Below are 26,994 nucleotides of genomic sequence, written 5' to 3'. Positions count from 1 at the left end.
TATGCGACGCAGAAGGCTGATTGTGCTCGTCATCGCGGTTGTCGCGATAGTCGGGGCGTCGGCGTTCGCGGTGCTGGCGTCGAACCGGGTCAAAGGGACCGCCTCGCGGACCGCGGCCGAGTACTTCGACGCATGGCGCAAGGGGGACGTCACCACCATGGCACGGCTGGTGTACCAGCCGCCCCCTGATTTCATCGCCCGGCATCGCGCCTTGTCCGAGGAGTTGCACGTCCAGTCCATCGAGCTGGCCCCCGGGCCGTTGAAGAGCCTGGGGGACGGAGCCGCCGAGGTGCCGTTCGAGGGGGTGCGGGAGCTCGCCGAGTTCGGGGCGTGGCCGTTCGACAGCACGTTGCGGCTGGGCGTGCGGGACCGGGCCTGGAAGGTGTTGTGGACGCCGGAGACGCTCCACCCGCTGCTCAAGGACGGCGGCCGGCTGGAGCTGGGCGAGCTCGAGACGTCGGCGGTCGAGTTCGTCACCACAGAGGGCGCGAAGATCCCCAACGACAGCTACGCGGAGGCGTACCTCGACCCGCTCAAGCCGGAGTTCGAGGAGGTCAACCGCGGCTGGCAGCTGGTGCTGAAGGCACCGGGACAGCCGGACAAGCCGCTGCTGAGCAAGCGGCCCGAGGCGAACGTCGAGCGCACGACGCTGTCGCGCCCGGTCCAGGCGGCGGCCGCCCGGGCGCTGGACGGGGTCGCGGACTCCGCGATCGTGGTCATCCGGCCGAGCACCGGCGAGATCCTCGGTCTGGCCGACCGCCTGGAGGACAACTACAGCGCGGTGGTGGACACCTTCCCGCCCGGCTCCATCTTCAAGACGATCACGGCGGCGGCGCTGCTCAAGAGCGGTCTCGGCCCGTCGGCCGAGGTCGCGTGCCCCGGCACGTACGCCATCCCAGGATTCCGGGCCTTCAACAACGACGGCGACGTGGATCGCGGCCTCATCACCTTCACCGAGGCGTTCGCGCACTCCTGCAACACGACGTTCGTCGAGCAGGCCACCACCAGGCTGAGCTCGAAGGACCTCGCGGAGACGGCGGCCGAGTGGGGGTTCGCCAGGCCGTTCGTGACCGGCATCCGCGGCACCTGCGGAGACGTGCGGGCGACCGAGGACATGAACCTCTTCGGCGAGAACTCCATCGGCCAGGGCCAGGTCGTCGCCAGCCCGCTCTGCATGGCCGCGCTCGCCGCCGCCGTGCAGAGCGGCACCTGGCGCTCGCCCAGGCTGCTGTCGAAGGACCAGGTGAGCCGCGTCGAGGGCACGCCGCCCGAGGACGCGCCCATGGACGAAGGGGTCGTGACGGCGCTCAGGGACATGATGACCGCCGTGGTCGACTACGGCACCGCCGCGAACCTCGGACTCCCGGAGGGCGTGGCGGGCAAGACCGGCACGGCCGAGGTCGGCGAGGGCCTGGAGCCGCACGCCTGGTTCATCGGCTACAGCGACGACGACCTGGCCTTTTGCGTGTTCGTACGGCACGGCGGGTCAGGCCGCGGAACCGCCGTGCCCATCGCCGCGCGCTTCCTGAACGGGTTGTAACCTACGGTGGGGTAACCTACGGTACCGTAGGTTTCATGACGACCATCACCGTTAAGCCCAGGCTGCGAGGCTGGTTGCACACTGGAGCACTGCCCGTGACCTTGGTCGCGGGTTTCGTGCTCGTGGCGCTCGGCCCGACGTTGCAGGCCCGTCTGGCCTCCTCCGTCTACGCGATCACCTCGGCTCTGTTGTTCGGCATTTCGGCGACCTATCACCGCAGCACGCTCGGCCCGCGGCTGGCGGAGTTCCTGCGCCGTTTCGATCACGCCAACATCTACTTGATCATCGCGGGCACCTACACGCCTTTCGCCCTGCTGGCCCTCGGCGGGGCGGCCCGGGTGGCGGTGCTGAGCGTGATCTGGGGAGGCGCGCTGGCGGGGGTGCTGTTCCGGATGTTCTGGATGAACGCCCCGCGCTGGCTCTACACCGTCCTCTACCTGGCGCTCGGCTGGACGGCGATCTTCGTCATGCCGCAACTCCTGGAGGGCGCGGGCGTGGCCGCCGTCGTACTGGTGGCCGTCGGCGGCGTGTTCTACTCGGCCGGGGCGATCGTGTACGGGATGCGCCGTCCGGATCCCTCGCCCCGCTGGTTCGGCTTCCACGAGGTGTTCCACGCGTTCACCATCGCCGCATACCTCGTCCAGTACATCGCGGTGTCGATCGTGGTCTACTCCCACGCATAAAGAACTCCACTCTGTGGGTAGATGTACCGTAAATTTTACGCATGTGACGGCGTTCCCCCGAAGGAACGTGCGACCCATCTGCCCACAGTGGAGGCGACATGGACGTACACACCCGCCTTGCCCGCCACCTGCTCGTCGACGGTTACCGTCTCGTGCTCGACCTCGAGCTCAGCCGCGGTTCATGGCTCGTCGACGCCCGAAACGGCCGCCGTTATCTGGACTTCTACACGTTCTTCGCCTCCGCGCCGCTCGGCGTGAACCCTCCCTTCGACCCCGACTTCGTCCAGTTGCTCGGCCAGGTCGCGCGCAACAAGCCCGCCAACCCCGACATGTACACCGAGCACCTGGCCGACTTCGTCGACACCTTCGTCCGCGTGCTCGGCGACCCGGAGCTGCCGCACCTGTTCTTCGTCGAGGGCGGCGCCCTGGCCGTCGAGAACGCGCTCAAGACCGCCTTCGACTGGAAGAGCCGCCGCAACGAGGCCGCGGGCCGCCCCCGCGAGCTGGGCACCAAGGTCCTCCACCTGACCAAGGCCTTCCACGGGCGCAGCGGCTACACCATGAGCCTGACCAACACCGAGCCGGCCAAGACCGACCGCTTCCCCACGTTCGACTGGCCGCGCATCGACGTGCCCGCCATCCACTTCGGCGACGTCGAGGCGGCCGAGGAACGCGCGCTGGCGCAGGCACGGGAGGCGTTCGAGCGCCATCCGCACGACATCGCCTGCTTCATCGCCGAGCCCATCCAGGGCGAGGGCGGCGACAACCACATGCGGCCGGAGTTCCTGCAGGCCATGCAGCGTCTGTGCCACGACTACGACGCGCTGTTCATCCTCGACGAGGTCCAGACCGGCGGCGGGACGACCGGGACGCCGTGGGCCTACCAGCAGCTCGGGCTGGAGCCGGACGTGGTGGCGTTCGCCAAGAAGGTGCAGGTCGGCGGCATCATGGCGGGCCGCAGAGTCGACCAGGTGCCCGACAACGTGTTCCAGCTGAGCGGCCGGATCAACTCGACGTGGGGCGGCGGCCTGATCGACATGGTCCGCAGCCGGGGCATCCTGGAGATCATCGAGCGCGACGGCCTCATCCGGCGGGCCGCCACGCTCGGCAACCTGCTGCTCGAACGCCTCACCAAGCTGGAGGCCGAGCACCCGGAGCGGCTGTCCCACGTCCGGGGGCGCGGCCTGATGTGCGCGTTCGACCTGCCCGACCAGGCCGCCCGCGACGCCCTGGTGACCAGGCTCAGGGAGGATCACGGCGTGTTGGTGCTGCCCTGCGGGCCTCGTTCCGTACGGCTGCGCCCGGCGCTGAACATCCCCGAGACCGACCTCGACCACGGCCTGCGGGCCCTGGCGCTGTCACTCACCGGCGCGCTCACTGGGTGACGCTGGTGCGGCTGCGGCGCGGCCCGAAGTAGCGCCAGAAGAAGTTGAGCAGCACGCTCAGCCGGTTGCGCCCGCCCAGCAGGTAAGACACGTGAATGAAGATCCAGACCAGCCACGCGGGCAACCCGCGCATGGTCATCCCGTTGGGGAACTGCAGCACGGCCTCCGCCTTGCCCACGGTGGCCATGATCCCCGGATCGCGATACCGGAACGGCTGCCACGGCCGCCCTTGGGCGGCCGCCAGGATCTGCCTGCCGACGTGCTCGCCCATCTGGATCGCCGGCTGGGCGAGCTGCGGCAGCGGCTTCGGCGGCGCGGCCAGGTCGCCGGCCACGAAGATCTCCGGATGATCGGGCACGCTCAACGCCTCCGTCACCGTGATCCTGCCGGCCTTGCCCTGCGGCAGCCCCCAGTCGGCGACGTGGTCGGACGCGGCGACGCCGAGCGCCCACACGGTCACGTCGCTCGGCAGCCGCGTCCCGTCCTCGAGCACCACGGCGTCCGGCTCCACGGACGCCAGCGTGGAGCCCAGGCGCAGCCGTACCCCTCGCTTGCGCAACGCGGCCGCCGCCGCGTCGCGCAGCCGCGGCTTGTACGGCGACAGCACGAAGTCGAACCGCTCCACCAGCGACACGCTCGTCTGGTCGGACCGGATCTCCGGATGCGTCAGCGGCAGGGTGCGCTCGCGCAGCTCGGCCAGCGTGCCCGCGACCTCCACCCCGGTCGCGCCCGCGCCCACCACCACGACGTGGGTGCTCTCGCGCCGACCCGTGGCGGTGTCCTCCAGGTATTGCTGGAGCCGCCGGCGCAGGGTGGCCGCGTCGCCCAGGGAGTAGATCGGCAGCGCGTTCTCCTGCGCACCCGGCACCCCGTACCAGTTGGTGGTGACGCCGGTGCCCAGCACCAGGTAGTCGTAGTCGAGCGTGCTGCCGTCGGCGAACTCCACCCGCCGCTTGTCGGCCTGCACCTTGCTCAGCTCGGCCTGGCGGGCCCGCACGTTCGGCCATTTGGCGGCGAAGGTCCGGATCGGGTAGGACACGTCCGCCGAGCCCATCGAGGCCGTGGCCACCTGGTAGAGGAGGGGCTGGAAGGTCGAGTACGGGTTGCGGTCGACGACCGTCACGAGCGCGCCGGCCTTGGCCAGCACCCGTGTGGCGGCCAGTCCGGCGAACCCCGCGCCCACGACGACGACCCGCGTTCTGCGCACCATGAACAGTTCCTCCCCCTCGGTTCGGCCAACGACTCCTCTGACTCCATCGGCGTCCGTTAAACACCCCGCCGGGTTCAGGACCTGTCGGGGCCGAGGTAGGCGAGGACCGCGGCCACCCGGCGGTGCACGTCGCCGCTGTTCTCCAGGCCCAGTTTGGCGAAGATGGAGTTGACGTTCTTCTCCACCGACGAGATCGACAGGTGCAGGGCGCGGGCGATGGCCGAGTTCGAACGGCCGTGCGCCATCTCCCGGAGCACGTCGCGCTCCCGCGGCGTCAGCTCCTCCCGCTGCCCGCGTACGTCCCGCCGGGCCAGCAGGCCCTCCACCACCTTGGGGTCGATCACCGACCCGCCCGAGGCGACGGCCCTGATGGCGCCCAGCAGTTCGTCCAGGTCGCCCACGCGGTCCTTCAGCAGGTAGGCGTAGCCTTCGGTCCCGTGCTTGAACAGCTCGAACGCGTACAGCGCGTCCGAGAACTGCGACAGCACCACGACCCCGGTCCGTGGATGCGCGGCCCGGATGCGGTGGGCGGCGTCGATGCCCTCGAAGCCGGGGCGCCACTCCCCTCCGGGCATGCGGATGTCCGTGATCACGACGTCGGGGGCGAGCCGGCGTACCGCGTCCATGAGCTCGTCGGGGGTGCCGACCGCGCCCGTGACCGTCACCTCGCCGGACGTCTCCAGCAGCCGCCGCGTGCCTTCGCGTACGAGGTAGTGGTCGTCGGCCACCACCGTGCGGATCCGTTCACCCATCGACCGGCACCCACGCGTTCATCCGAGTCCCCTTTCCCGGCTCGCTGTCGAGGTCGAGGCCGCCGCCGAGGGCGTCCAGCCGGTCGGCCAGCGTCGCCAGCCCGCGGTGGGCGGCGGCGTGCGGGTCGAAGCCCTTGCCGTCGTCGGTGACCGTGGCGCGCAGGCGGCCGTTCTCGTGCGACAGCCGTACTCCTATGGTCGTGGCGGCGGCGTGTTTGAGCGCGTTGGCGACGGCCTCGCTGACCGTGAAGTACATCGCGCCCTCGATCTGGTCGGCGAAGCGCCGCGAACGCAGCCCGGGGCCGGACGTGACGGTGGTGTGCACGGGGAGCCGCGAGCAGCGTTCCTCGACGGCCTCCACGAGGCCGCCCTGGCTGAGGACCGCCGGGTGGATGCCGGCCGCCAGTTCGCGCAGGTCGTCGAGCGTCTGGCGGGCCTGTTCGCGCAGGTGGGCCAGCATGTCCGGGCCGCCGCCCGTGGCGCGGGCCAGCTCCAGCCCGGCGATGAGCGCGACGAGTTGCTGCTGCACGCCGTCGTGGATGTTGCGTTCGATGCGCCTGCGCTCGGCCTCCTGGGCGTTGACCAGGCGGGTCACCAGGCCGGCGCTCTGGATGGCCAGCCCGGCGGGCACGGCCAGCGCCTCCAGGAGCCGCCGGTCCTCGCGGGTCAGCCGGCCCGCCGTCCTGGGCCCGCACTCGATGCGGCCGAGCCCGCCGCGTACCGGCACGGTCAGCGCCGCCGGGCCGTCCTCGCGGCCGGCGACCACGCGGGTCCCGTCCGCGAGCGTCACGGCCGCCCACCTGGTCTCCAGCCCGGCACGCACGGCCGCGGCCAGCCGGCCGAGCTGCTCCACCGGCTCGGGCGTGTCGTCGAGCGCCGTGCCGAGGTCGGACAGCACCTCGTCCACCGTGGGCCGCAGGTCGAACACCAGGTGCAGCCGCGATCCCCGGATCCCCACCCGGAGGTCGAGCAGCCGATGCCGGACGATCGCCACGCCGATGGCGGCGGGCAGCGCCCCGAGCATGGCCATGAGCCCGACCACGCCCGCCACCCCGCCGAACCCGGACGCGACGAGCAGCACGCCACCGGCCAGGCTGACGGCCGCACCGCCGACGACCCAGGCGTACTGCCCGCGTTCGGCCTGCGCGCTGCGCCGCCAGCGTGCCACGAGCCCGCAGAACACCACCCCCGCCATGATCCACGTGATGAACTGCGCCGCCCCGGCCACGAGCAGCGCGATCAGCCCGGCACCTGACCGAGGCAGGGGCTGCATGCTGTAAGGCGTGTAGCCGACCAGCGCCAATCCGATGCCGTGCGCGGCGATCGCCACGCCGGAGATCCACGCGACGGGCCGCCAGCGGCGCGAGGGCAGTCGTCCGTCGGGGAACAGCAGTGGGATGAATATCCAGATCGTGCCGTAGAAGACGGCGTATCCGGGGATGAGGACGGACATGAGGAGTTCCGGCTGTGCGCCGCGAGCGGACAGCCCCACGCCCAGCGTGCCGAGCCCGAGACCGAGCGCGCTGATCAGGAGCAGCCGGCCGAAGCGGACGTCGGGACGTCTGGAGGCCAGCAGCCAGCCCAGCGCGGGCAGGGTCACCCCGATCGCGATGTACGACCACTGCGTCGCCGGAGCGGGCAGGCCGCTCTCCAGGAGAGCGCCGGCCACGACGCATCCGGCCGCGATCAGCGCCGGCACCGCGGCCGTCAGCCTGGAACTCATAGGTTCCCATCGTCGTCGCAGGCCGGAACGGCGTCTATGAGGTTAGCCGCATATGTCCGGCGGTCATCCGCACCTGCCAGAACGGCGGCCCGCCGGGTGGCTTCGCGGGATGGGGCTCCGATTGCCTGGGAAGGGCGTACCCGTTGCCGAAGGAGAGACCTTCCATGAACAGTCCGTCCAAGCCCGCCCGCCTCCTGGCCACGGCCACGGTGACGGCGGCGCTGGCCGCCTGCGTGGGCCAGCCCGTGCCGGCCCAGGCCACCTCCGCCCCGGCGACCTCCATCCAGGCCACCTCCGCCCGGACCTCCGTCGCTCCAGTGATCCCGGAGACACCGGCGGGCCGGCAGTTGAGCTGGCTGCTCGACGCGGCCGGCCGCACGCCGATCGCGGACAGCGAGCTGGCCGCGCACTTCGCCGCCGGCTTCCTCGAGAACATCCCGGCCGCCCAGATCAACCAGGTGCTCGCGAACTTCAAGGACATGCGGCTGGAGCAGATCGCGCGGTCGCAGGAAAGGGCGCTGGTCGCCCGGATCGTGGCGGGCGGCGCCCCGTACGAGGTGGTGCTGTCGGTGGACGGCGCGGGGCTGATCGACGGCCTGCGGTTCCGCGCGCCCACCCCCGAGAGACCCGCCCCCAAGAGCTGGGCCGAGCTGGACGAGCGGCTGCGGAAGGTCGCGCCGCAGACCGGCTTCGTGGCGGCCGAGGTGACCAGGGGCGGCGACTGCCGTCCCGCGCACGCCGTCGCCCACGACACCGCGCGCCCTCTCGGCTCGATGGTCAAGCTGTACGTGCTGGGCGCGGTGGCCGAGCGCATCAGGAGCGGCGCGTTCGGCTGGGACACGCAGCTCACGGTCACTCCGGAGGTGAAGAGCCTGCCGAGCGGTCAGCTCCAGGACCGGCCGGACCACAGCAAGGTGTCCGTGCTGGAGGCCGCCAGGCTGATGATCTCCATCAGCGACAACACGGCCACGGACCTGCTGATCCACAAGGTGGGACGGAAGAGGGTCGAGCGGACGATGCGGGCGTGGGGCGCTCCGGACAAGCGCAACGTGCCCCTGCTCACGACGCGGGAGATGTTCGTGCTCAAGGGCGCCGACCATCCGAAGCACGCCAAGCGCTACCTGTCGCTGCGCACGGCCGGCAAGCGCGCGTACTTGAAGGAGGTCGTGGCCGAGGTCCCGCTGTCGGCCGTCAAGCCGTGGACCCAGCCGCGCGAGCTGGACACGATCGAGTGGTACGGCTCCCCCGCCGACGTGTGCGAGGCATATGCGCGGCTGGCGAAGCTGCGCGACCCGCGCGTCGGCGAGGTGATGTCGATCAACGACGCCGGGCTCGGGCTGGACCGGGGGCGGTGGCCGGCCGTGTGGTACAAGGGCGGGTCGGAGCCGGGGGTGCTGGACCTGAGCTTCCTCGCCCGCACCTCCGGCGGGAGGACGTACGTGGTGACGGCGATGGCGGTCGATCCGGGCGCGCCGATGGACGAGGGACAGGCGGGGACAGAACTGCTCGCACTGGTCAGGGGCGCGTTCGCGCTGGCCGAAGGCTCCTGAACCCGCAGCTTCTTAGGAGCGCACTTATTATAATTGCGCTCCTAGGAGGCGCCGATGCAGATTCCCAAGCCCGCCGACATGTTCGACCGCACGTGGGAGTGGACGCAGCTCACCAATTTCGTCTTCGACGAGCAGCCCGGAGCGAAGCTGGGCGTCGTGTCCGGCCGTCGACGCCAAGGCAAGACATTCCTCCTCGACGCCCTGTGCGAGGCCACGGGAGGCTTCTACTTTGCAGCGACGGAGGTCGTTTCGGCCGAGGAATCACGCAGACAACTCGGCGAAGCACTGGGCCGGCATATCGGCGCTCCCGGTCCCATCCACCTCACGAACTGGGACGACGCACTCGACAGCCTGCTCGCGCTGGGCAAGGACCGCCCCATTCCCGTGGTCCTCGACGAGTTCCCTTACACGGTCCGCGGCGCACAGGAGTTGCCGTCGATGATCCAACGCGCGCTGTCACCGCGACGCAGGGAACGCCGCGAGTCCCGTGCGCGGATCCTGCTCTGCGGATCGTCGATCTCGTTCATGGGCAACTTGCTGACGGGATCGGCGCCTCTCCGTGGGCGAGCCGGCATGGAACTCACCGTGCCAACCTTCGACTTCCGCCTGGCCAGGGAGTTCTGGGGGCTCGACGATCCACGCCTTGCCGCGCTCGTCTACCTGGTCCTGGGCGGCACGCCTGCCTACAAGACCGAATACCTCGGCGGAGCAGCGCCCGCACGCGTGGAGGACTTCGACGCCTGGGTGATCGAGCACGTGCTCAATCCAGTGAGCCCTCTCTTCAGGGAGGTCAGATTCCTGTTGGCGGAAGACCCGACGCTCCGGGACACCGGCCTCTATCACACGGTGCTCGCCGCGGTCGCCGAGGGAAACTGCACACGGGGCTCGATAGCGAGCAGGCTCGAGCGCAAGGCGACCGACATCTCCCACCATCTGACCGTCCTCGCCGGCGCAGGTCTGCTCACCAGCGAGCCCGACGCGTTCCGGCAGAACCGCTCCACCTACCGCATCACCGAGCCGCTGGTCCGCTTCTACCACGCGATCATGAGACCGGCGTACGGCGCACTCGAACGGGTACGCCCAGGTCGTACCGAACGCATCTGGAAAGGCGCTCGACCGCGGTTCCGCAGCGCCGTGGCCGGGCCCGTCTTCGAGGACATGTGCAAGACCTGGGCGCGCGACATGGCGGCAGAGGAGACGCTCGGGGGCTTGGCCACCGACGTGCTGTCCGGGGTCGTCTACGACACTTCCTCCCGCACGAGCCACGAGGTTGATGTCGTGTCGATGGACGAAGACAAGAATCTTCTGGCCATCGGGGAAGCCAAGTGGGGCGACACGCTCGGGATGGCGCATCTCGAGCGGATGGAGAAGATCGCGGCCACCCTCAAGACCCGGGGGCAGGAGCCCAAGGTCATCCTGCTTTTCAGTGCCGCCGGCTTCATGCCCGCCCTCCAGGACGCCGCCGCGAAGAGCGGAGGGCGGGTGCAGTTGGTGGATCTCCAACGGCTCTACGCGGGCGAATGAGCCCGCGCGGAGCCGGTGTTCAAGGCGATCAGGAAAGCGGGAGGGCGGCGGCGGTCTGGCGCCAGATCCGGCCGTCCCTGATCACCAGGGTGCCGTATGTGGTGACGTGATTGCCGCCGATCGTCATCACCGCGTTGTAGAAGATCACGTCTTCGGTCACCTGGAGCGAGACGATCTCGTCCACCTGGGGCTTCGCCGAAAGGTACGCGGTGAACAGGTCCCTGATCTCGGCGGGGCCCCGGGCGACGCGGTCGAAGCGGACCACGGTGGCGTCGTCGTGGTATTGGGCCAGCAGCGCCTCCAGGTCCCCGTCGGCGATGGCGGCCAGCTGGCGGTCGAACAGGTCCTTGGCGGTCATGCGGCACCTTCCGGCTGGGGGCGGAGCAGGTCGTACGCCACCTGTGCGGCCGCGTACACGAGGATGAGAGGCAGCGCCGCCGCGGTGGGCAGCGCGGACGTGGCGAGCGTGAGGGCGGCGACGGCCAGGCGGATGCCGCCGGCGCGGCGGTCGAGCGAGCACAGATGCTGCAGGCCGAGCACGGCGAACACCAGGGCGGCGGGCACCCCGACGGACCAGCTCGTGCCGGAGGGGTGGGCGATCGCGTGCTCGATCCCGATCCCGAACGCCACCAGCCCGAGCGACAGCGGCAGGTGCGAGTAGACCCAGACCTGGCCGGCCAGCTTGGTGCGCAGGACCACGGACTCGTCCAGGTGGCCGAAGTAGAGCCACCAGAAGCCCATCGCGATCGCCACTCCGGCCAGGGCGATCGCGAGCGTCCCCGGCGTGATGTCGTGGCCCTTGAGCCCCGTGACGACCGCGGCGACGACCTCGCCCAGCACGATCACCACGAACAGGCCGAAGCGCTCCGGCAGGTGCTCGCTCTGCGGCGGCAGCTTGCCCTGGTGCCCCCGTGCCAGCAGGGGCGTGGCCAGGTCGATCACGACGGCGACGGCCCAGAACCAGTAGCGCAACGGCGATTCGACGCCGAGCGAGGCCAGCCAGATGACCGCGGCCACGGAGAAGCCGGCGATGTAGCGGACGGCCAGCGGCCGCGCCTCGGGCACGTGGCGGCCGGCGCGGGCGTAGGCGACGATGAGCAGCACCCTGGCCACCGCGTACGAGACCGCGAAGAGCCCCGAACGTGCGCTGATGTCGCCCGCGCTCGCGGCCATGGTGGCGACCGCCAGGATCTGGGGCAGTGCGAGGAGCCGGTGGCTGACGTCGTCGGTGTCGAACCTGTTGGCGTAGAAGACGTATCCGGCCCAGGCCCACCAGACCGGTATGAACAACCCGACGAAGACCAGGATGTCGCCTCCGGCGAGCACGGCGGCCAGCTCCGCGACCGCCACGACGAAGGCGAGGTCGTAGAGTAGCTCCAGCCAGGTGGCGCGGCGGTGCGCGGCCTCGAAGAGCCTTAATCGGGGTGGCTGCCACTGACGGCTGTTGGTCACAGGTTCTCGTACCTCCGCTATGTAATTATGTAATTATGCCCTCTCGGGCAGGCTCAGCCTAGCGTGAGGCAGGCGACGCGCTCTCCCGCCTGACCGACTTTCGGGCCGCTGGTGACGGTGGGCTGGGAGTGGATCACCAGCGACCGGGGCAGGTTGTCCGGGTCGAGCGTCCAGTCGTTGCGGGCGGTCGAGCGACCCGCACCCTCGCCATCGGTGGTGAGGTCGAGCCAGATCTCGCTGGTCGGATCGATCTTGCCGGGGTGGCGCTGGTAGTGAGGGCCCGAGTCTTCCGGCTTCGTGCCGCACGGCTTGGTGTGGATGTGAGCGCCGTAGCGGCGGTTGGGGAGGAACCCCTCGACGACGAGGGAGGTCCGGGTCTTGCCGTCACCGGACTCGACGGTGACGCTGGCCTGGGATCCTTCGGGGGCCAGCTTGCGGTCGTAGACGATGGCGTCGGTGTCGCCGGGGCTGAAGTCGCCGGAGGCGGACAGCGAGAGCTGGCCGTCCGGGGAGGCGGCGCGCGAACCGAGGGCCTCCTGGCGCGGGGCGGGCGGCCCCGCGCAGGCGGCGGTGCCGGTGGCGGCGAGGACGCCGAGCAGGACGAACAGGAACGTGGGCACGCGCATGAGAACTCCCCAAGGTCCGGGCCGCGGCAGGCAGGGCTGCGACAGGGCACCACTCTAACGAGTGACCGGACCGACACGGAGAGTATCTGGCGGGATGTCGGTCAAGCGCCGTGTTTCGCCGCGATGTCGTCGATGATGGCGGCCAGCCGGAAGTCGAGGTCGGTCAGGCCGCCCTGGTCGTGGGTCGTCAGCGCCAGGTGCAGCGTGCGCCAGCGGATGTCGATGTCGGGGTGGTGGTTGAGCTCCTCGGCTTTGACCGCGATCTCGTCCACGATGCGGATGGCGGTGGGGAAGTCGGGCGCGTTGACCGTGCGGCGGATCTCGTCGCCCTCGCGCCGCCATTCGGGCAGGTCTTTGAGCTTGCTCTCGACGTCCATGGCCTCACCTTATTTCAGCGACCCCGAGCTGAGCCCGGACTGGATCTGCCGCTGGAAGACGATATAGACGATCATTACGGGGAGGATGGTCATGCTCAGGGCGGCGAAGAGGCCGGGCCAGTCCGCCTCGTATCCCGCCAGCGTGGAGATCTTGGCGATGCCCTGGGTGATGACCCATTTGTCCGGGTCACCGGCCAGCAGGACGAGCGGCAGCAGGTACTGGTTCCACTGGCCCAGCACGTTGAAGATGGTGATGCTGATCAGGCCCGGCCGGGCCATGGGGACCATGATCTGGAAGAACGTGCGGGTGTGCGAGGCGCCGTCGATGAGCGCCGCCTCCGCGACGGCGTCCGGCAGCGTGCGGAAGAACGCCGCCAGGAAGAACACCGTGAACGGCAGCGAATAGGCGATGTAGACGAGCACCAGGCCGACGTGCGAGTTCAGCAGGCCGAACTGCCTGACGACGAAGAAGAGCGGCCCCAGCGCCAGGAAGACCGGGAACGCCAGCCCCGCGACGAAGTAGTAGTAGATCAGCCTGCTGCCGACGAACCGGTAGCGGGCCAGCACGTACGCCGCCATCGACCCGAACACCATAGTCCCCGCCGTACCGAAGAACACGACGACGACCGTGTTGAGCATGTACTGCCCGATGTGGGCCTTGTCCCAGGCCCGCCCCCACGAGTCGAGCCGCACCGCGCCCGGCAGTTGCAGCGGGTCGCCGAAGATCTCGGTGTTGGTCTTGAACGACGCCAGGAACGTCCACAGCAACGGCAGGGCGATCAGCAGCGCCCAGACCGCCAGCGCCACGTGGGAGAGTCCGTTGAGCACGCCCAGCCGCGGCCTGCCCGTGTCACGCGCGGTCATCTCTAGAGCTCGACTTTCTCTCGCCGTATCGTGCGCAGGGTCAGCACGGCGAACGTCACGGTCAGGAAGAACAGCGCCACGCCCATCGCGGAGGCGTAGCCGACCTTGTTGTAGGCGAAGGCGGTCTTGTAGATGGTGACCGGCAGGATCGTCGTGGCGCCGTCGGGCTCGCCCTTGTCCCCCGCCAGCACCTGGATCAGCGCGAACCCGTCGAAGGCGGCGATGCCGAGGTAGATCCACCCGACCTGCACGGTGTCGCGCAGCAGCGGCAGCGTGATCGAGAAGAACAGCCGCACCCGCCCGGCGCCGTCCAGCGCCGCGGCCTCGAAGTAGTCCTTGGGGATGGCCGCCATCCCGGCCGAGAAGAGCACGACGTAGAACCCGACCGCCTGCCAGACCATGACCGCGATGATCGACCAGAGCGCCAGCCCCGGCTCGGTGAGCCAGCCCACCGGCTCCGCGCCGAGCCTGGCGAGCACGCCGTTGAGCACGCCGTCCTCATCCGGCCGGTAAACCGCCTGGAACAGCACGCCGACCACGGCCACGGCGAGGACCTGGGGGAAGAAGAACACCACGCGGTAGAACCTCGACCCCCAGACGCCCCTCATGCCCGCGCCGCGCGTGCCCCCGCCCAGGTTCAGCAGGAACGACAGGAACAGCGCGATGACGATGGTCACGATCGGCAGCACGAGCAGCAGGAGCCCGTGATTGCGCAGTGCCTGCCAGAAGACCCCGTCGGCGAGCAGCCGGCCGAAGTTGTCCAGCCCGACGTAGCGCACCACCGAGGAATAGCCGTTCCAGCTCGTCAGCGAGAGCTGGAACGCCTGGAGATACGGGCTGATGACGAAAACCGAATAGAGGGCGACGGGGACGACGAGGAATCCGGCGACGAACCCGTAGCGGCGCAGCCTGACCATGGACTACTGGCTCCGCGTCTGCTTGGCCACGGAGTCGTCCTTCTTGACGGCGTCGGCCTTCTTCTGCATGTTGGCGCAGAACTTCTCGGGGGTGATCCGGCCGGCCATGACCACGTTGATCTGCTCGGTGCCGTAGTCGAAGAGCTCTTTGTACCAGCCCTCGAAACGGGCCTCGGTGATGATGTTCTGGCCGGCCGCGTCCTGCGCCTTCGCGGCGCTCTTCAGACCGGCGGGCAGGTCCACGCCCTCGGCGGCGCCGTTGACCACCGTGACGTTCTTGGTCTTCTCGGTGAAGCCGCGCGCGCCTTCCTTGGACAGCATGAGGCGCAGGTATTCGAGGCCGCCCTGCGGGTTCTTGCCCTTGGCGGCCACGACGAAGTTCTCGCCGACGCCCACCTGGATGGCGCCGTACGGCATCTTGTCGGCCGCGGTGACGTCGGGAATGGGGGCGATGGCGTATTCGAAGTCCTGCGGCTTGTCCTTCTCCATCTCGTTCTCGATCCAGGACCCGACAGGGTAGAACAGCACCTCGTTCTGCAGGTGCTTGATCTGGGTCTGGGTGTGGTCGAGGCCGAAGTACGCCTTGTCGCCGTATTTCGCCTGGATGTCGGCCCACGCCGTCACCGCCTGCTTCATGGGCTCGGCGTTCCAGGCGTTGTCCACCAGGTTGTCGATGTCGATGATGACCTGGTTGCCGCCGATCTTGGCGGCGGTGTAGAGGACGTTCCAGAGCTGGTAGTACGGGCCCTTCAGTCCGGGGTACGCGAACAGCAGGATGCCCTCCTGCTTCGCCGTGTCGCCCAGGGCCGTGAACTCGGCCCAGGTCTTCGGCACCTGCCAGCCCTTGGACGCGAACAGCTTGGCGTTGTACCAGAGCGCACGGTGGGAGACGGTGTAGTTGAGCACCAGGTCCTTGCCGTTGATCTTGGCGTTGTCGAGCACGGCGGGCGTGACGGTGTCACGCACCTTCTTGGCCGGGTCGTCCACCGACGGCGCGTCGAACAGCGGGGCCAGGTCCGCCAGGTGCCCCTCCGCGGCCAGCGCGGCCAGGTCCATCGACTCGGGGCCGGAGTTGTTGAGCACGTCGGGCGCGTCCCCGGCGACGAAGCGCGGGCGGAGCTGGGTGCCGATCTGCTGGGTGGCCGTGTGCTTGACGGTCACACCGGGGAACGCCTTCTTGTAGAGCTCCTCGTGCAGGTCCTTGGCGTACGCGTCGCCGTACCCGCCGCTGAAGATCACCACTTCGAGCGGCTTCTTGGCGTCGACGCCGAACGGATTCTTCGGGTCCGCGGAGAGCGTGACCGCGGGAGCGGGGGCGGGATCGCCGCCCGTTCCCGCGGTGGCGCAGGCGCTCAGCAGGCCCGCGCCGGGGCCGGCTGCGAACGCGGTCAGGCCGATGCGGCGGAGCAATTGACGCCGCGTGATCTCGCCCGGGTGGGTCATGGGGGGCTCCTTGATTAGGAAAGTTTCCTAAACGTTTTGCCCGAAGGTACGGACGGCCCCTGACCTGCGTCAAGAGGGTGCAATCGAGCCGTGACCTTGCCGTGACTCCTTACGTAGATAGACGACGGTGACGGACACCCGGGTGTGAGGGCGGTCAGCCGAAGTGGGCGCGGGTTTCGGCGAAGGCCTGATCGGTGCCCTCCAGGGCCTTGGCGACGTCCTCCTCCGTGTGGGCGGCCGACATGAACCAGTTGTGCCAGGGGTGCAGGTAGACCCCGTGGCGCAGGCAGGCGTCGCTCCAGTGCATCGCCACGGACAGGTCGGCGTCGCCGTCGAAGCTGAGCCACGGGATGGTGACCGGCCCGGTCTGGTTGACCACGAAACCATGGGACTTGGCCTGCTCGTACAGGCCCTCTCGCAGGAGCGTGCCCGCGCGTTCCATGGCCGTGATGCCGTCGGTGTCGCGCAGGGTCTCGATGGTGGCCTTGGCCGCGGCCATCGCGACCGCCGAGAACCAGAAGGAGCCGGTCGAGTAGAGGGTCTGGGCGGGGCCGCGGAGGGCGTCGGTGCCGGTGACGGCGGCGATCGCGTAGCCGTTGGCCATGGCCTTGGACCAGGCCGTCAGGTCCGGGCGCACCCCGTACGGCTCCCAGGATCCCCGCAGGTCGATCCGGAAGCCGGCCCGCACGTCGTCGATCACCAATGCCGCGCCGAGGCGGTCGGCCAGGGCCCGGGCGCCGCGTGCGAAGGCGGGCTCGACCAACTCCTGGTCCTCGAACGAGTCGTGCTTGAACGGCGTCACGATGATCGCCGCGACGTCCCCCTCCACGGTGGCCGCCGCGGCCTCCAGCGACTCCAGGGAGTTGTAGGTGAACTCGACGAGGTCGGCCCGCTCGTTCGGCGTCGTGCCGGAGGGCGACGGCGTGCACCAGGGGTCGGCCCCGTGGTAGGCGCCGTGCGCCATCAGCACCTTGGTCTTCCCGGTCGCGGCCCTGGCGACCATGAGAGCCTGCGTGGTGGCGTCGGTGCCGTTCTTGGAGAACATCGCCCAGTCGGCGCTGGGGATGGTGTCCACGAGCAGCTCGGCCAGCTCCACCATGATCGGGCCGGGGCCGTTGAGGCAGTCGCCGAGCGCGGCCTGGCGGGCGGCGGCCTCCTCCACGCGCGGGTGCTTGTGTCCCAGCACGATCGGGCCCCAGCTGCACATGAAGTCGATGTACTCGCGGCCGTTCACGTCCCACTGCCTGCAGCCCTCGGCGCGCTCGAAGAACTGCGGGTAGCCGGGGGCGAAGATGGCGGCGTTGAGGTGCCCGTACATGCCGCCGGGGATCACTTTGGCGGCACGCTGGCGGAGTTCGGCGTCGTTCATGTGAGCATTCCCAGGGTGGAGTCGAGGTCGGTGAGGCCGGCGTCGGAGCCGAGGCCGGTGGCCACGCGGGCGGCGGCGGCCGTGCCCCAGCGGGCGGCGGTCAGGACGTCGTGGCCGTGGAGGAGGCCGGTGAGGAAGCCGGCGCAGTAGGCGTCGCCGCAGCCGGTCGTGTCGGCGACGTCGACCTTGACGGCCGGCACGCGTTCGGAGAGCGACTCCGCGACCACGAGGCTGCCTTCCTCGCCGAGGGTGACGAGGACGCCGCGCGGGCCGTCGGCCAGGAGCGACGCGGCGGCGCTCTCGACGTCCGCGGCCCCGGTCATGAGAAGGGCCTGGGACTCGTTCGGCAGGACGTAGTCCACGTGCGGGAGGAAGGCGCGGGCCATTCCCAATAAGTCGGGCATCTCCGAGAGCAGGTCCATCGTGATGATCGTGCCTGCCGCCCGCACCTCGTCCAGGAGGGCGAAGAAGGCCGGGTCGCCCAGCCCGAACGTGACGTCCATGCCGCCCAGGTGGATCGCCCGCGCGCCGCGCAGCACGTCGGCGTCGAGGTCGGCGTACGTGACGGACAGGTTCGCGCCGGGGACGTGGAAACTGGGCCGGCCGCCGTCGGACCTGATGGGCAGGATGGAGGCGGCCGTCTGCTCCCCCGCCCTGCGGGCCAGGCGCGAGGTGTCCACCCCCCGCTTGGCCAGCACCATCAGCAGGAAGTCGCCGAGCTCGTCGTCGCCGATGGCGCCCATCGTGACCACGTCGTTGCCCAGCTTGACCAGGTCGACCGCCGTGCCGGCGGCGGCGCCCGCGGCGGTGATGCGGATCTGGTCGACCAGCACGGTGTCCTGGCCCTCGGGAATGTGATCGACGGGCCGGGTGAGAATGTCGACGATATGGACGCCGACGGTGACGACAGTCATAGTCTAAATAGACAGACGTCCGACTAAAAAGTCAACGGAGGATTCGATGCCGAAGATCGTCGATCACGACGAGCGCAGGCGCGAGGTGCTGTCGGCCGCCCGCCGGGTGATCGTCAGGGACGGCATCGACGCCGCGACCACCCGCGCCATCGCCAAGGAGGCCGGCTACTCCAACGGGGTGCTCGCGCACTACTTCGCCGACAAGGACGAGATCCTGCTGTCCGCGCTGCGCCAGTCCCACCAGCGCATCCGGGCGCGGCTCACCCGCAAGGTCGAGGGCGTGTCGGGGCTGGCGGCCCTGCGCGAGCTGCTGCTGGACAACCTGCCGCTGGACGCCGAGCGCACCCAGGAGAGCCGCCTGGAGGTCAGCTTCTGGAGCCGGAGCCTGGCCTCGGAGCGGCTGGCCGAGGTGCAGCGGGCGGAGGCGGCCGAGCTGCGGGCCGTCGTACGCGACCTGCTGGGCCAGGCCCGTGCGGCCGGCGAGCTGCGCACGGACGACAACCTCGACGACCTGACCGAGCACCTGCTCGCCCTGGTCGACGGCCTCAGCCTGCACCTGCTGCTCTATCCGGGCCGGCTGACCAGGGTCGACCTCGAACGACTCATGCTGCAGGCGATCGACCGGCTCTGATTGCTGTATTTCGGACGACCGACTACATTGCCAGCCTATGAGCCTCCGCGAGCAGCTGTGCGAGTACGGACGGCGGGCCGTCGAGCTCGGCCTGGTCATCGGCACGTCGGGCAACCTGAGCGTGCGCCAGGGCGACCTGGTGGCGGTCACCCCGTCGGGGGCGGCGCTCGACAAGCTCACCCCGGAGATGTGCCCGATCGTGGACGTCGAGGGATACCTCGTGGAGGGCGAGCTGCAGCCGTCCAGTGAGACCCCCATGCACCTGGCGGTCTACGAGACCACCGCCGCCCAGGCCGTCGTGCACACGCACTCGGTGTTCGGCACGGTCGTGGCCACCACCATGACCGAGCTGCCGCCGGTGCACTACAACGCGCTGCTGCTCGGCGGCGTGGTCAAGGTCGCCGAGTACGCCACGTACGGCACCCCGGAGCTGGCCGCCAACGTGCGGGCGGCGCTGGAGGGCAAGCAGGCCGCCCTGATGGCCAACCACGGCGGGGTGACCATCGGGGCGACGCTGGAGCAGGCGTTCGAGGCCACCCGGCTGCTGGAGTGGCTCTGCGAGGTCTACGTGCGCGGGCTCGGCGTCGGCAAGCCGACCGTCCTGACGGAGGAGCAGCTCGCCGCGGTGGTCGAACGCTCGCTCAACCCGCCGCGGTTCCCTCGCAGACCCTAGCCGCCAGGCCCAGCGGCAGGCCGCCGGAGCCCGCGATGCGGTCGTGGAACTCCTTCAGCGAGCCCCGGAACGACGCGCGGATGCGGTCGATCTCGAGGGCGCCGGTGAGGTAGGCGGGCGCCTGCGTGGGCCAGGCGCAGTAGCGGCTGACCTCGCCCTGGGCGGTGCCGGGCGACAGCGACGCCTTCGTGGCCATGAACGTCTCCGCCTCCTCGATGGACATGTCCTCACAGTGCAGGGCCGTGTCCACGACGATCCTGGCGGCGCGGAAGATGCGGCAGTCCAGGTGGGCCAGCTCGGTGGCCGGGGTGTCGAAGTAGCCCTGCTCGTGCAGCAACTTCTCGACGTACAGGGCCCAGCCCTCGGTGAAGTACGGCGTCCGGAAGACCTTCCTGACCGTGCGGCAGTTGCCCGCCATGTACGACAGGTGCCAGTGGTGCCCCGGGTACGCCTCGTGGACGGCGATCGACGGCATCTGGGCCCGCGAGTTCGTACGGAGGCGCTGGCGCACCTGCTCGGGGGTGAAGTCGTCGGGCGTGTACGGCACGAAGAAGACGCCGGTCCGCGAGCTGCTCAGCGGCGGCGGCGCCAGGTAGTGGGCGACGGACAGGATCGGCCGCGCGTACTCGGCGGACGGCAGCACGTGGCATTCCTCGCCGTCGGCGAACGTCACCAGGTCGCGCTCCTTCACGAAGTCCCTGGCCCGCCGGGTCTCGGCTTCGTACTCGGCCCGCATGTCCGCCAGGGTCGGCGGATGGTCGTCCATGAGGACCTCCATCGCCGCCCGCCAGTCCTCGCTCCCGTCGACCCGGACCGCCACCTGGCGCATCCTGGCGTCCAGCTCGGCCCAGGCGGCCTTGCCCTTCTCGTGCAGTTCGGCGGCGCCGTACCCGAGGAGCTCGCGCTCGCGCAGCAGCGTGGAGTAGAGCTTCTCCCCCATCCGCCAGGTGCCGCCGCACTGGAACTCCTCCAGGAACGTGACAAGCGTGTCGAACGCCTCGGCGGCAGGCTCGGCGGCGGTGGCCAGCTTCGCGCGAAGCTCAGGGTCCTCGACCATGCCGGGGACGGTCTTCGTGAGGAAGTGGCGGCCGGTGCGGGCCTGGCCGAGCCCGCGCTGGACGAGCAGCGGCGCGGCGAGGTCGGGGTCCAGGTTGGCCCTGCAGGCCGCCAGCACGCCGGGCACCTCGGCCAGCCGGGAGACGGCGGCCGAGACGAGCTCGGGCTCCGGCTTGAGCCGGCGCTGGAACGGCGTGTACATCGAGTTGAAGATCGCCGAGAGGTAGGGGGCCGGGTCACGCCGCCAGTCTGGCCAGGACGCCATCGCGATGGAGCCCCTCAGCTGCGAGAGGACGAGGTCTCTGTCGATCTGGTCGTCCGGGGACGCGGGCTCGGCCGCCGAGAGGCGCTTTAACCAGCGGAGCTCTTCACGCTCGCGGGCGGCCCAGGCGGAGGCGGTGAAATCGCCAAGTGTGTGATCGTAGCCGTCCGCCCCCAGGAACTGGGCGAGGACAGGACGGTCAGAAAAGTACCACTTGAGAAACTCGTCCACCGATGCACCATATCCTGAGCAAATGCCCCTGCAGATCACTGGCGCGCTCGGCGACTCCGACCTCCTCCGCCTCCCCTGGGACGTTCCTCTCGCAGACTGGCCGCAACACCATCTGGTCGATCTCCCGCGCGGCATCTCGCGGCACGTGGTGCGCTTCGCCCGGCTCTCCGGCAAGGTGTACGCGATCAAGGAGATCAGTGAGCGCTACGCCAAGCGCGAATACCAGTTGTTGTGGGACCTGGCCCGGCTCGACGCGCCGGCCGTGGAGCCGGTCGCGTACGTCACCGGCCGCGACGAGGGCCTGGACGCGGCCCTGATCACCAGGCACCTGCAGTTCTCACTGCCCTACCGCGCGGTCATGTCGGGCACTCTGCGCCCGGACACCCTGACCCGGCTGCTGGACGCGCTGGCCGTGCTGCTGGTGCGGCTGCACCTGAACGGCTTCTACTGGGGCGACTGCTCGCTGTCCAACACGTTGTTCCGCAGGGACGCGGGGGCGTTCGCGGCCTATCTGGTGGACGCCGAGACCGGCGAGATGCACCCGATGATCAGCGAGGGGCAGCGGCTGGCCGACATCGACGCCGCCCACACCAACATCTTCGGCGAGATGCTCGATCTGGAGGCCGGCGGGCTGCTGCACCCGTCGATCGACCCCATGGACACCGCCGAGGACATCGTCGCCCGCTACCACCGCCTCTGGGACGAGATCAACCAGAGCGAGATCATCGAGGAGGTGGACTGGCGCCGCGTGGAGCAGCGCATCAGGCGGCTCAACGACCTGGGCTTCGACGTGGCCGAGATGATGGTGCGGCGCAAGGTCGGCACCGGCCGGCTGATCGTGCGGCCCAAGGTCGTGGACGCCGGGCACCACCAGCGGCGGCTGCTCCGGCTGACCGGCCTCGACGTCGAGGAGAACCAGGCGCGACGGCTGCTCAACGACCTCGACGGGTTCCGGGTGGCCAAGGGCCTGCGGCACGAGGACGAGGCCATCGTGGCCCACCGGTGGCTGGCCGAGGTGTTCCAGCCGACGGTCGAGGCCATCCCCGTCGAGCTGCGCGGGAAGCTGGAGCCCGCGCAGCTGTTCCACGAGATACTCGACCACCGCTGGTACCTGTCGGAGCAGGCGGACGCCGACGTCGGGCTGGAGGCGGCCGTGAAGTCGTACGTCGACAACGTGCTCGTCCACAAGCCCGACGAGAAGGCGCTGCTGCCGGATGAGCCCGCTCAGTAGGCGACCGTGATGCGCTTGCGCGGGTGGGCGCCGTTCTCCAGCTCGTCCGCGACGGCGACCGCGTAGTCCTCGGCGGTGATGAAGCTGCGGCCCTCGGAGTCGACCAGCAGGTCGTCGCCGCCGATGCGGTAGATGCCGGTGCGGTCGCCGGGGGCGATCTCGGCGGCCGGCGAGATGTAGGTCCAGTCGAGGTCGCCGACCTCGCGGAAAAGGTGGAGCACGGTGCGCTGGGCCAGTGCTTCTTTTTTGTAGAGGTCCGGGAACTCGGGCGTGTCGACCAGGTCGACCCCCGAGGGGATCTTGAGGCTGCCGGCGCCGCCGACGACGATCAGGCGGCGCACCCCGGCCGCGCGCACGCCCTCGATCAGGGCCTGGTACGCCTCGACGAACGGGCCCTCGGGCTCGGTGCCGTCGCGCGGCGGGCTGATGGCGGAGACGACGGCGTCGTGCCCCTTGGCCAGGGTGGCGGAGTCGTGGACGTCGCCCTTGACCGGGCCGCCCGAACGGCTGACGCCGGTCACCTCGTGCCCGCGGTCGGTCAGTTCTGCGGCGATGCGCTGGCCGATCATGCCGGTCGCGCCAAAGAGAAGGATCTTCATGTGGTCAACAGTATCCACTGGATACTGGTTACTTCATCGTGCTATAGGTACCTTATGGGTACTGGCGATGTCTTCGACCCGAACTGTCCGACCAGGGTGGTTCTGGATCGTATTGGCGACAAATGGTCGGTGCTGGTGCTGCTCAGCCTCGTCCACGGGCCGATGCGCTTCACCCAGTTGCGGGCGCGGATCGGCGGGGTCACGCCCAAGGTGCTCACGCAGACGTTGCGGGCCATGGAGCAGGACGGGCTCGTGACCCGGAAGGTGTTCGCCGAGGTGCCGCCGCGCGTCGAGTACGCGCTGACGGATCTCGGCCGGTCGCTGCACGAGCCGGTGTCGGTGGTGGCCAGGTGGGCGGAGCAGAACATCACCGAGATCCTCCGCGCCCGCGAGGAGGTCTCGTGAGCCCCGCCCACGGCCGGGGCTCAGGCGCTCGTGAGCTTGGTGATCTCGGTGACGATGTCGGGCCAGAGGGGGCGCGGGAGGTCGTGGCCCATGCCCGGATAGGTGACCAGCCGGGCGCCGGGGATGGCCGCCGCCGTGGCGCGGCCGCCCTCGAGGGGGATGAGCGGGTCCGCCTCCCCGTGCAGGACCAGCGTGGGCACGGTGAGCCGGCCGAGCTGCTCGGTGCGGTTGCCGGAGGCCATGACGGCGGCGAGCTGCCGGGCGGTGCCCGGCGGGTCGAAGCACCGGTCGTAGGCCAGGCCGGCCACCCTGGTGACCCGCTCCCGGTCCATCTCGTAGCCGGGCGAGCCGATGACGGACCACGTGTGCAACGCCGAGGCCAGCACGCCCTCGCGGTCGGCTGGCGGGGCCGACATCAGCACCGAGAGCGCCTCCTCGGTCGGCGGGGCGACGTGAGGGCTGGGCGTCGACATGATCGAGGTCAGGGTGAGCACGCGTCCGGGGTGCCGGATGGCCATCGTCTGCGCGATCATCCCGCCCATCGACGCGCCGGCCACGTGGGCGGCGGGCAGGCCGAGGGCGTCCAGGAGGGCGGCCGCGTCGTCGGCCATGTCGTCCAGCAGGTACGGCGCGGGCCCCTCCGGTGCGGGGACGCCCGCGTCGTGGAAGTGCGTGGAGAGGCCGGCGTCGCGATTGTCGAACCGTATGACGTGGTGTCCCTGCTCCGCCAAGAGCTGGCAGAACTCCTCGTCCCAGTGGATGAGCTGCGCTCCGAGACCCATGATGAGGAGCAGGGGACGGCCTGCGGGGGAGCCGAAGCTCTCGTAGGCGATTTCGATGCCGTTGGCTGTTACGCGGGTGGTCACGGAGACCAGAATGTCATTCTGGTCTCCGTGCGTAAAGTCAGCGCCGGCTCCGCGACCTGGCCCTAGGGAGCGGCCGTCACGCCCCCGACGAAGGCCGCGGGCTTCACGACGGCCTCCTCCTGCGGGGGCTCGGCCGGGTTGGTGTCCCGCTCGGACCAGGCGCCGGTGGAGAAGGGGACCGGGTGGTTCTTCTTGCCGACGCCCTCGCCCCACTTGGTGATGACGTAGTCGACCTCGATGTGGCCCTGGCCGCCGATGCCGTCGACGCCGAGCGTGTCGGGGTTGAACGTGCCGCCGGTCAGCTCGGCGAAGGTCTTGGCGTCCAGGTCGAGCATGATGCCGCGGTTCGAGGGCGCGCCGGGGCCGCGGTCGCCCACGAAGAAGGGCAGCTTCTTGCCCTTGTAGATCACGTACCCCTCGGTCAGGAGCGGCCAGCTCGGGCTGGCAGCCAGCCCCTTCTGCATGGGCTTGCCGCTGGCCGGCATTCCCGTGTCACCGGCGCGGCCGGAGCCGTCGTCCCAGAAGTAGGACGCCGTGGTCGAACCCTTGAGTAGCACCTTCTCTTCGTCGTCGGAGTCGGCATGGACGGCGGTGCAGGCGATGGTCAGCGCACCGATGGCGGAGGCGGTGAACAGAGCGAAGGAACGCAGGCCAAATCGAGCAGACATGAAGCTGTGAGGTCCTTTGCGAGGGGACAGGGACACACGCTCATCGAAAAGGACGCAGCCGGGCAGAACGCCTGACATGGTGGCTGCGCGGAGCGCGGAAATACCTGGGGAAAGGGCCGATCAGCAGGCGGTCGGCACGACGCTGTCTGGGGGGATGACGCGGGAATGCAACATGGGGGTCCTCTCCATCACGCCTACCGGGTTAGCTGACGGGTTCGGGCGTGGAGATGCCCTACCGGCACGTGGCCGGATTCACCCCGGAGATGGGTCCCCGGTTCCCGATCCATCGGGATTCGGCTGGTTAATTGGCCCACACTTTAACCAGGCTTTCCGGACACGCGCAAACGAATCATCACAAATCGGACAAAAGATCTACCTAGGACGGGAATGAAAAGGGGGGGCGCGGCGTGCCGCGCCCCCCTCAGGAATCCCCGCCTCAGCCGCCGCTCTTGCGCCTGAACGATCTCTTACTCGCAGCCGGACCGTGCGCCCCGTGAATCTTCGATGGGTCACCGCCCCTGCCACCCGCGCCCGCACCGGCATGCTGGTTGCGCTTGCGCTCCAGCGCCTCGCGGAACTTGCGCTTCATCTCGTCCTCGGGAGTTTCGCTGACTTCCGGCTCCGGTGATTCCGCCATGAGGACCTCCATGGTGTTGGGGACAATCACAGCTTCGCATGGCGCCGCTTATGACGCGAAACCAGCCTGGACCCTGCGCTCCGGCGCGGCGGGGAGTTCCGGCCGCCCGCTCGGCATCGCCCCCCATGGCCACCAGGGCGATCACCGCGCCGGGCGACGGAATCGGCAGGTACGCGCCGAAGCTCGGCATGGCCCAGATCCGCACCGGCATCGCGTGGGCCGACGAGACCCTGGCCGACCTCAGAAACGGGTAAAGGGAAACCGCTCGGTTCCTGGTATTGCGTTGGGGCGGTCCGGGAAATGCAAGCGACATGACGGTCAACCCCCCGGTAGGGCGATGAGCCTCCTCGGCCGAGATCTGGCGCTGGATCTGGGAGCGGCCAGCACGCGCATCTACGTCAGAGGCAAGGGGATCGTGCTCGACGAGCCGTCGGCCGTAGCGCGCGACGCCGAGACGGGCAGGGTGCTCGGGTACGGCGCGGAGGCGGCCTCCAGCGCGGACGGCGAGACCTGCTGGCCGATCAGCGGCGGCCTGCCGGCCGACGCCGAGCTCACCCGGCGCCTGGTCCGGCACTTCCTGCGCAAGGTGCACCGGAATCCGTTCGCCCGGCCACGCATGGTCATGGCACTGCCGGAGGGCGCCACGCCGATCGACCGGGCGGCGCTGTGCGACCTGGCGTTCGAGGTGGAGTCGCGGGGGGTCTTGCTGATCCCGCACGCGGTGGCGGCGGCGCGCGGCGCGGACGTGCCGGTCGAGGACTGCGCCGGGCGGATGGTCATGGACATCGGCCGCGACTCGACCAGGATCGCGGTCCTGTCGCGCGGGATCGTGGTGGCCTCGGGCGCCGTGCCCGGGGGCGGCCACGGCATGAACCTGTCGATCGCCCGCCTCGTCGAACGCGAGCACGGGCTGCTGATCGACGAGCGCGAGGCCGAGGCGGCCAAGAGGACCGCGGGCACCGACTGGAAGCCGCTGGGCCGGCAGGTGGTGGTGCGCGGCCGCGACGTGGAGAGCGGGCGGGAGCGGGCGGTGCCGCTGCCCGTGCAGCTGATCTACGAGGCGACCCGGCAGCCGGTCGAGACCATCGTGCGGGCGACGGTCGGGATCGTGGAGCGCTGCCCGCCTGAGCTGGCCGCCGACCTCGGCGAGCGGGGCGCGGTGCTGGTGGGGGGTGGCGCGCTGTTGCGCGGTCTGTGCAGGCGGCTGCGGGCCGCCCTGTGCATGCCGGTGCGGCGGGCCGAGCGGCCCAGGGATTCCGTGGCGCTCGGCCTGGGACACTGCGTGGCCGACCTGAGGCTGATCGCCAGGCTCAGAGCCGCCGGGAGATGAGGCCCGTGAACGGGCACCGGCTACCGTTCGTGGACGACGCCCAGCAATATGTGGTTTTTGCGTTATTTACCCCGTA

28 protein-coding genes and 1 riboswitch are annotated in these 26,994 nt (G+C 69.9%); of the genes, 11 read left to right on the top strand and 17 right to left on the bottom strand.

Translation table 11 applies throughout. The features are described 5' to 3' along the window. Position 1 precedes the first annotated feature (1 nt). The 3 genes from ID574_RS27320 (at position 2) to lat (ending at position 3,608) form a co-directional block, all read left to right on the top strand. Positions 2–1,540, top strand: a complete 1,539-nt coding sequence (locus ID574_RS27320; RefSeq protein ID WP_188191811.1) for a penicillin-binding transpeptidase domain-containing protein — start codon at positions 2–4, stop codon at positions 1,538–1,540. A 35-nt stretch (positions 1,541–1,575) separates the two neighbouring features. Next, a complete protein-coding gene (gene trhA, locus ID574_RS27315) occupies positions 1,576–2,223 on the top strand; it encodes a PAQR family membrane homeostasis protein TrhA (RefSeq protein WP_188191810.1) in 648 nt (215 codons plus the stop codon). A 98-nt stretch (positions 2,224–2,321) separates the two neighbouring features. Beyond that, positions 2,322–3,608 carry an L-lysine 6-transaminase gene (gene lat / locus ID574_RS27310; protein ID WP_188191809.1) on the top strand — a complete coding sequence of 429 codons (1,287 nt, stop codon included), beginning with the start codon at positions 2,322–2,324 and terminating at the stop codon, positions 3,606–3,608. Here lat and ID574_RS27305 read toward each other — a convergent pair. The 3 genes from ID574_RS27305 to ID574_RS27295 all read right to left on the bottom strand — a co-directional run bounded on the left by ID574_RS27305 (position 3,598) and on the right by ID574_RS27295 (position 7,293). After that, positions 3,598–4,818 carry an NAD(P)/FAD-dependent oxidoreductase gene (locus ID574_RS27305; RefSeq protein WP_188191808.1) on the bottom strand — a complete coding sequence of 407 codons (1,221 nt, stop codon included), beginning with the start codon at positions 4,816–4,818 and terminating at the stop codon, positions 3,598–3,600. The two genes, lat and ID574_RS27305, sit on opposite strands and share 11 nt — an antisense overlap. A gap of 74 nt (positions 4,819–4,892) precedes the next feature. Next, positions 4,893–5,570, bottom strand: coding sequence for a response regulator transcription factor (locus ID574_RS27300; RefSeq protein ID WP_188191807.1), 678 nt, complete (start codon positions 5,568–5,570; stop codon positions 4,893–4,895). Beyond that, positions 5,563–7,293 (bottom strand): sensor histidine kinase, encoded by a 1,731-nt coding sequence (locus ID574_RS27295; RefSeq protein WP_188191806.1) that lies wholly within the window; start codon positions 7,291–7,293, stop codon positions 5,563–5,565. The genes ID574_RS27300 and ID574_RS27295 overlap by 8 nt, the downstream gene beginning before the upstream one ends. 164 nt (positions 7,294–7,457) lie before the next feature. Between ID574_RS27295 and ID574_RS27290 the strand changes: the two genes are divergently transcribed. Together ID574_RS27290 and ID574_RS27285 are read left to right on the top strand one after the other, a co-directional pair. Then, positions 7,458–8,843 (top strand): serine hydrolase, encoded by a 1,386-nt coding sequence (locus ID574_RS27290; protein ID WP_188191805.1) that lies wholly within the window; start codon positions 7,458–7,460, stop codon positions 8,841–8,843. Between the two features lie 54 nt (positions 8,844–8,897). Continuing rightward, a complete protein-coding gene (locus tag ID574_RS27285) occupies positions 8,898–10,367 on the top strand; it encodes an ATP-binding protein (protein WP_223167100.1) in 1,470 nt (489 codons plus the stop codon). Positions 10,368–10,395: 28 nt separating this feature from the next. Here the strand turns inward: ID574_RS27285 and ID574_RS27280 are convergent, their stop codons facing one another. The 9 genes from ID574_RS27280 to ID574_RS27240 all read right to left on the bottom strand — a co-directional run bounded on the left by ID574_RS27280 (position 10,396) and on the right by ID574_RS27240 (position 18,329). Continuing rightward, on the bottom strand, positions 10,396–10,725 hold the full coding sequence (locus ID574_RS27280) for a nuclear transport factor 2 family protein (RefSeq protein WP_188191804.1): 330 nt from the start codon (positions 10,723–10,725) through the stop codon (positions 10,396–10,398). Further along, complete coding sequence (locus ID574_RS27275; RefSeq protein WP_188191803.1) at positions 10,722–11,819, bottom strand: low temperature requirement protein A; 1,098 nt, start codon at positions 11,817–11,819, stop codon at positions 10,722–10,724. The genes ID574_RS27280 and ID574_RS27275 overlap by 4 nt, the downstream gene beginning before the upstream one ends. A 53-nt stretch (positions 11,820–11,872) precedes the next feature. Continuing rightward, complete coding sequence (locus ID574_RS27270; RefSeq protein WP_188191802.1) at positions 11,873–12,445, bottom strand: superoxide dismutase family protein; 573 nt, start codon at positions 12,443–12,445, stop codon at positions 11,873–11,875. Positions 12,446–12,546: 101 nt separating this feature from the next. Beyond that, a complete protein-coding gene (locus ID574_RS27265) occupies positions 12,547–12,822 on the bottom strand; it encodes a 4a-hydroxytetrahydrobiopterin dehydratase (RefSeq protein ID WP_188191801.1) in 276 nt (91 codons plus the stop codon). 9 nt (positions 12,823–12,831) lie between these two features. Continuing rightward, positions 12,832–13,686 (bottom strand): carbohydrate ABC transporter permease, encoded by an 855-nt coding sequence (locus ID574_RS27260; RefSeq protein WP_188191800.1) that lies wholly within the window; start codon positions 13,684–13,686, stop codon positions 12,832–12,834. A gap of 2 nt (positions 13,687–13,688) precedes the next feature. After that, complete coding sequence (locus ID574_RS27255) at positions 13,689–14,603, bottom strand: carbohydrate ABC transporter permease (RefSeq protein WP_188191799.1); 915 nt, start codon at positions 14,601–14,603, stop codon at positions 13,689–13,691. Positions 14,604–14,606: 3 nt separating this feature from the next. Further along, positions 14,607–16,046 (bottom strand): N-acetylglucosamine/diacetylchitobiose ABC transporter substrate-binding protein, encoded by a 1,440-nt coding sequence (ngcE, locus tag ID574_RS27250; RefSeq protein ID WP_188191798.1) that lies wholly within the window; start codon positions 16,044–16,046, stop codon positions 14,607–14,609. Positions 16,047–16,200: 154 nt separating this feature from the next. Continuing rightward, a complete protein-coding gene (locus tag ID574_RS27245) occupies positions 16,201–17,415 on the bottom strand; it encodes an aminotransferase class III-fold pyridoxal phosphate-dependent enzyme (protein WP_188191797.1) in 1,215 nt (404 codons plus the stop codon). After that, positions 17,412–18,329, bottom strand: a complete 918-nt coding sequence (locus ID574_RS27240; protein ID WP_188191796.1) for a carbohydrate kinase family protein — start codon at positions 18,327–18,329, stop codon at positions 17,412–17,414. The genes ID574_RS27245 and ID574_RS27240 overlap by 4 nt, the downstream gene beginning before the upstream one ends. 46 nt (positions 18,330–18,375) lie before the next feature. Here ID574_RS27240 and ID574_RS27235 point away from each other — a divergent pair, with 46 nt between their 5' ends. Continuing rightward, positions 18,376–18,960, top strand: a complete 585-nt coding sequence (locus ID574_RS27235; protein ID WP_188191795.1) for a TetR/AcrR family transcriptional regulator — start codon at positions 18,376–18,378, stop codon at positions 18,958–18,960. A 37-nt stretch (positions 18,961–18,997) separates the two neighbouring features. Beyond that, positions 18,998–19,633, top strand: a complete 636-nt coding sequence (locus tag ID574_RS27230) for a class II aldolase/adducin family protein (protein WP_188191794.1) — start codon at positions 18,998–19,000, stop codon at positions 19,631–19,633. Here ID574_RS27230 and ID574_RS27225 read toward each other — a convergent pair. Continuing rightward, the gene (locus ID574_RS27225; RefSeq protein ID WP_188191793.1) at positions 19,602–21,182 is read right to left on the bottom strand and encodes a DUF885 domain-containing protein; all 1,581 of its coding nucleotides are present in this window, start codon (positions 21,180–21,182) and stop codon (positions 19,602–19,604) included. The genes ID574_RS27230 and ID574_RS27225 overlap by 32 nt on opposite strands. A 22-nt stretch (positions 21,183–21,204) precedes the next feature. Here ID574_RS27225 and ID574_RS27220 point away from each other — a divergent pair, with 22 nt between their 5' ends. After that, positions 21,205–22,413 (top strand): DUF4032 domain-containing protein, encoded by a 1,209-nt coding sequence (locus ID574_RS27220; RefSeq protein ID WP_188191792.1) that lies wholly within the window; start codon positions 21,205–21,207, stop codon positions 22,411–22,413. On the opposite strand, the gene ID574_RS27215 is transcribed toward ID574_RS27220, so the two are convergent. Beyond that, positions 22,407–23,012: an NAD(P)-dependent oxidoreductase gene (locus ID574_RS27215; RefSeq protein WP_188191791.1), complete on the bottom strand. Its 606-nt coding sequence runs from the start codon at positions 23,010–23,012 to the stop codon at positions 22,407–22,409. The genes ID574_RS27220 and ID574_RS27215 overlap by 7 nt on opposite strands. A gap of 54 nt (positions 23,013–23,066) precedes the next feature. On the opposite strand from ID574_RS27215, the gene ID574_RS27210 reads away from it, so the two are divergent. Beyond that, positions 23,067–23,417, top strand: a complete 351-nt coding sequence (locus ID574_RS27210; protein ID WP_188191790.1) for a winged helix-turn-helix transcriptional regulator — start codon at positions 23,067–23,069, stop codon at positions 23,415–23,417. A 20-nt stretch (positions 23,418–23,437) separates the two neighbouring features. Here the strand turns inward: ID574_RS27210 and ID574_RS27205 are convergent, their stop codons facing one another. From ID574_RS27205 to ID574_RS27195, 3 genes are all read right to left on the bottom strand, one after another. After that, positions 23,438–24,283 (bottom strand): alpha/beta fold hydrolase, encoded by an 846-nt coding sequence (locus ID574_RS27205; RefSeq protein ID WP_223167099.1) that lies wholly within the window; start codon positions 24,281–24,283, stop codon positions 23,438–23,440. Between the two features lie 62 nt (positions 24,284–24,345). After that, on the bottom strand, positions 24,346–24,951 hold the full coding sequence (locus ID574_RS62405; protein ID WP_188191789.1) for a hypothetical protein: 606 nt from the start codon (positions 24,949–24,951) through the stop codon (positions 24,346–24,348). A 176-nt stretch (positions 24,952–25,127) separates the two neighbouring features. After that, positions 25,128–25,260, bottom strand: a riboswitch (cyclic di-AMP (ydaO/yuaA leader). Positions 25,261–25,387: 127 nt separating this feature from the next. Further along, a complete protein-coding gene (locus ID574_RS27195; protein WP_223167098.1) occupies positions 25,388–25,588 on the bottom strand; it encodes a DUF5302 domain-containing protein in 201 nt (66 codons plus the stop codon). A gap of 125 nt (positions 25,589–25,713) precedes the next feature. Here ID574_RS27195 and ID574_RS61735 point away from each other — a divergent pair, with 125 nt between their 5' ends. After that, on the top strand, positions 25,714–25,842 hold the full coding sequence (locus ID574_RS61735) for a hypothetical protein (protein WP_262496047.1): 129 nt from the start codon (positions 25,714–25,716) through the stop codon (positions 25,840–25,842). A gap of 83 nt (positions 25,843–25,925) precedes the next feature. Then, positions 25,926–26,918 (top strand): rod shape-determining protein, encoded by a 993-nt coding sequence (locus ID574_RS27190; RefSeq protein ID WP_188191787.1) that lies wholly within the window; start codon positions 25,926–25,928, stop codon positions 26,916–26,918. Positions 26,919–26,994: the final 76 nt, after the last annotated feature.

Source organism: Nonomuraea sp. SYSU D8015, from assembly GCF_008065375.1.
GTDB lineage: Bacteria > Actinomycetota > Actinomycetes > Streptosporangiales > Streptosporangiaceae > Nonomuraea.
This window is presented reverse-complemented; position numbering and strand designations above follow the sequence as displayed.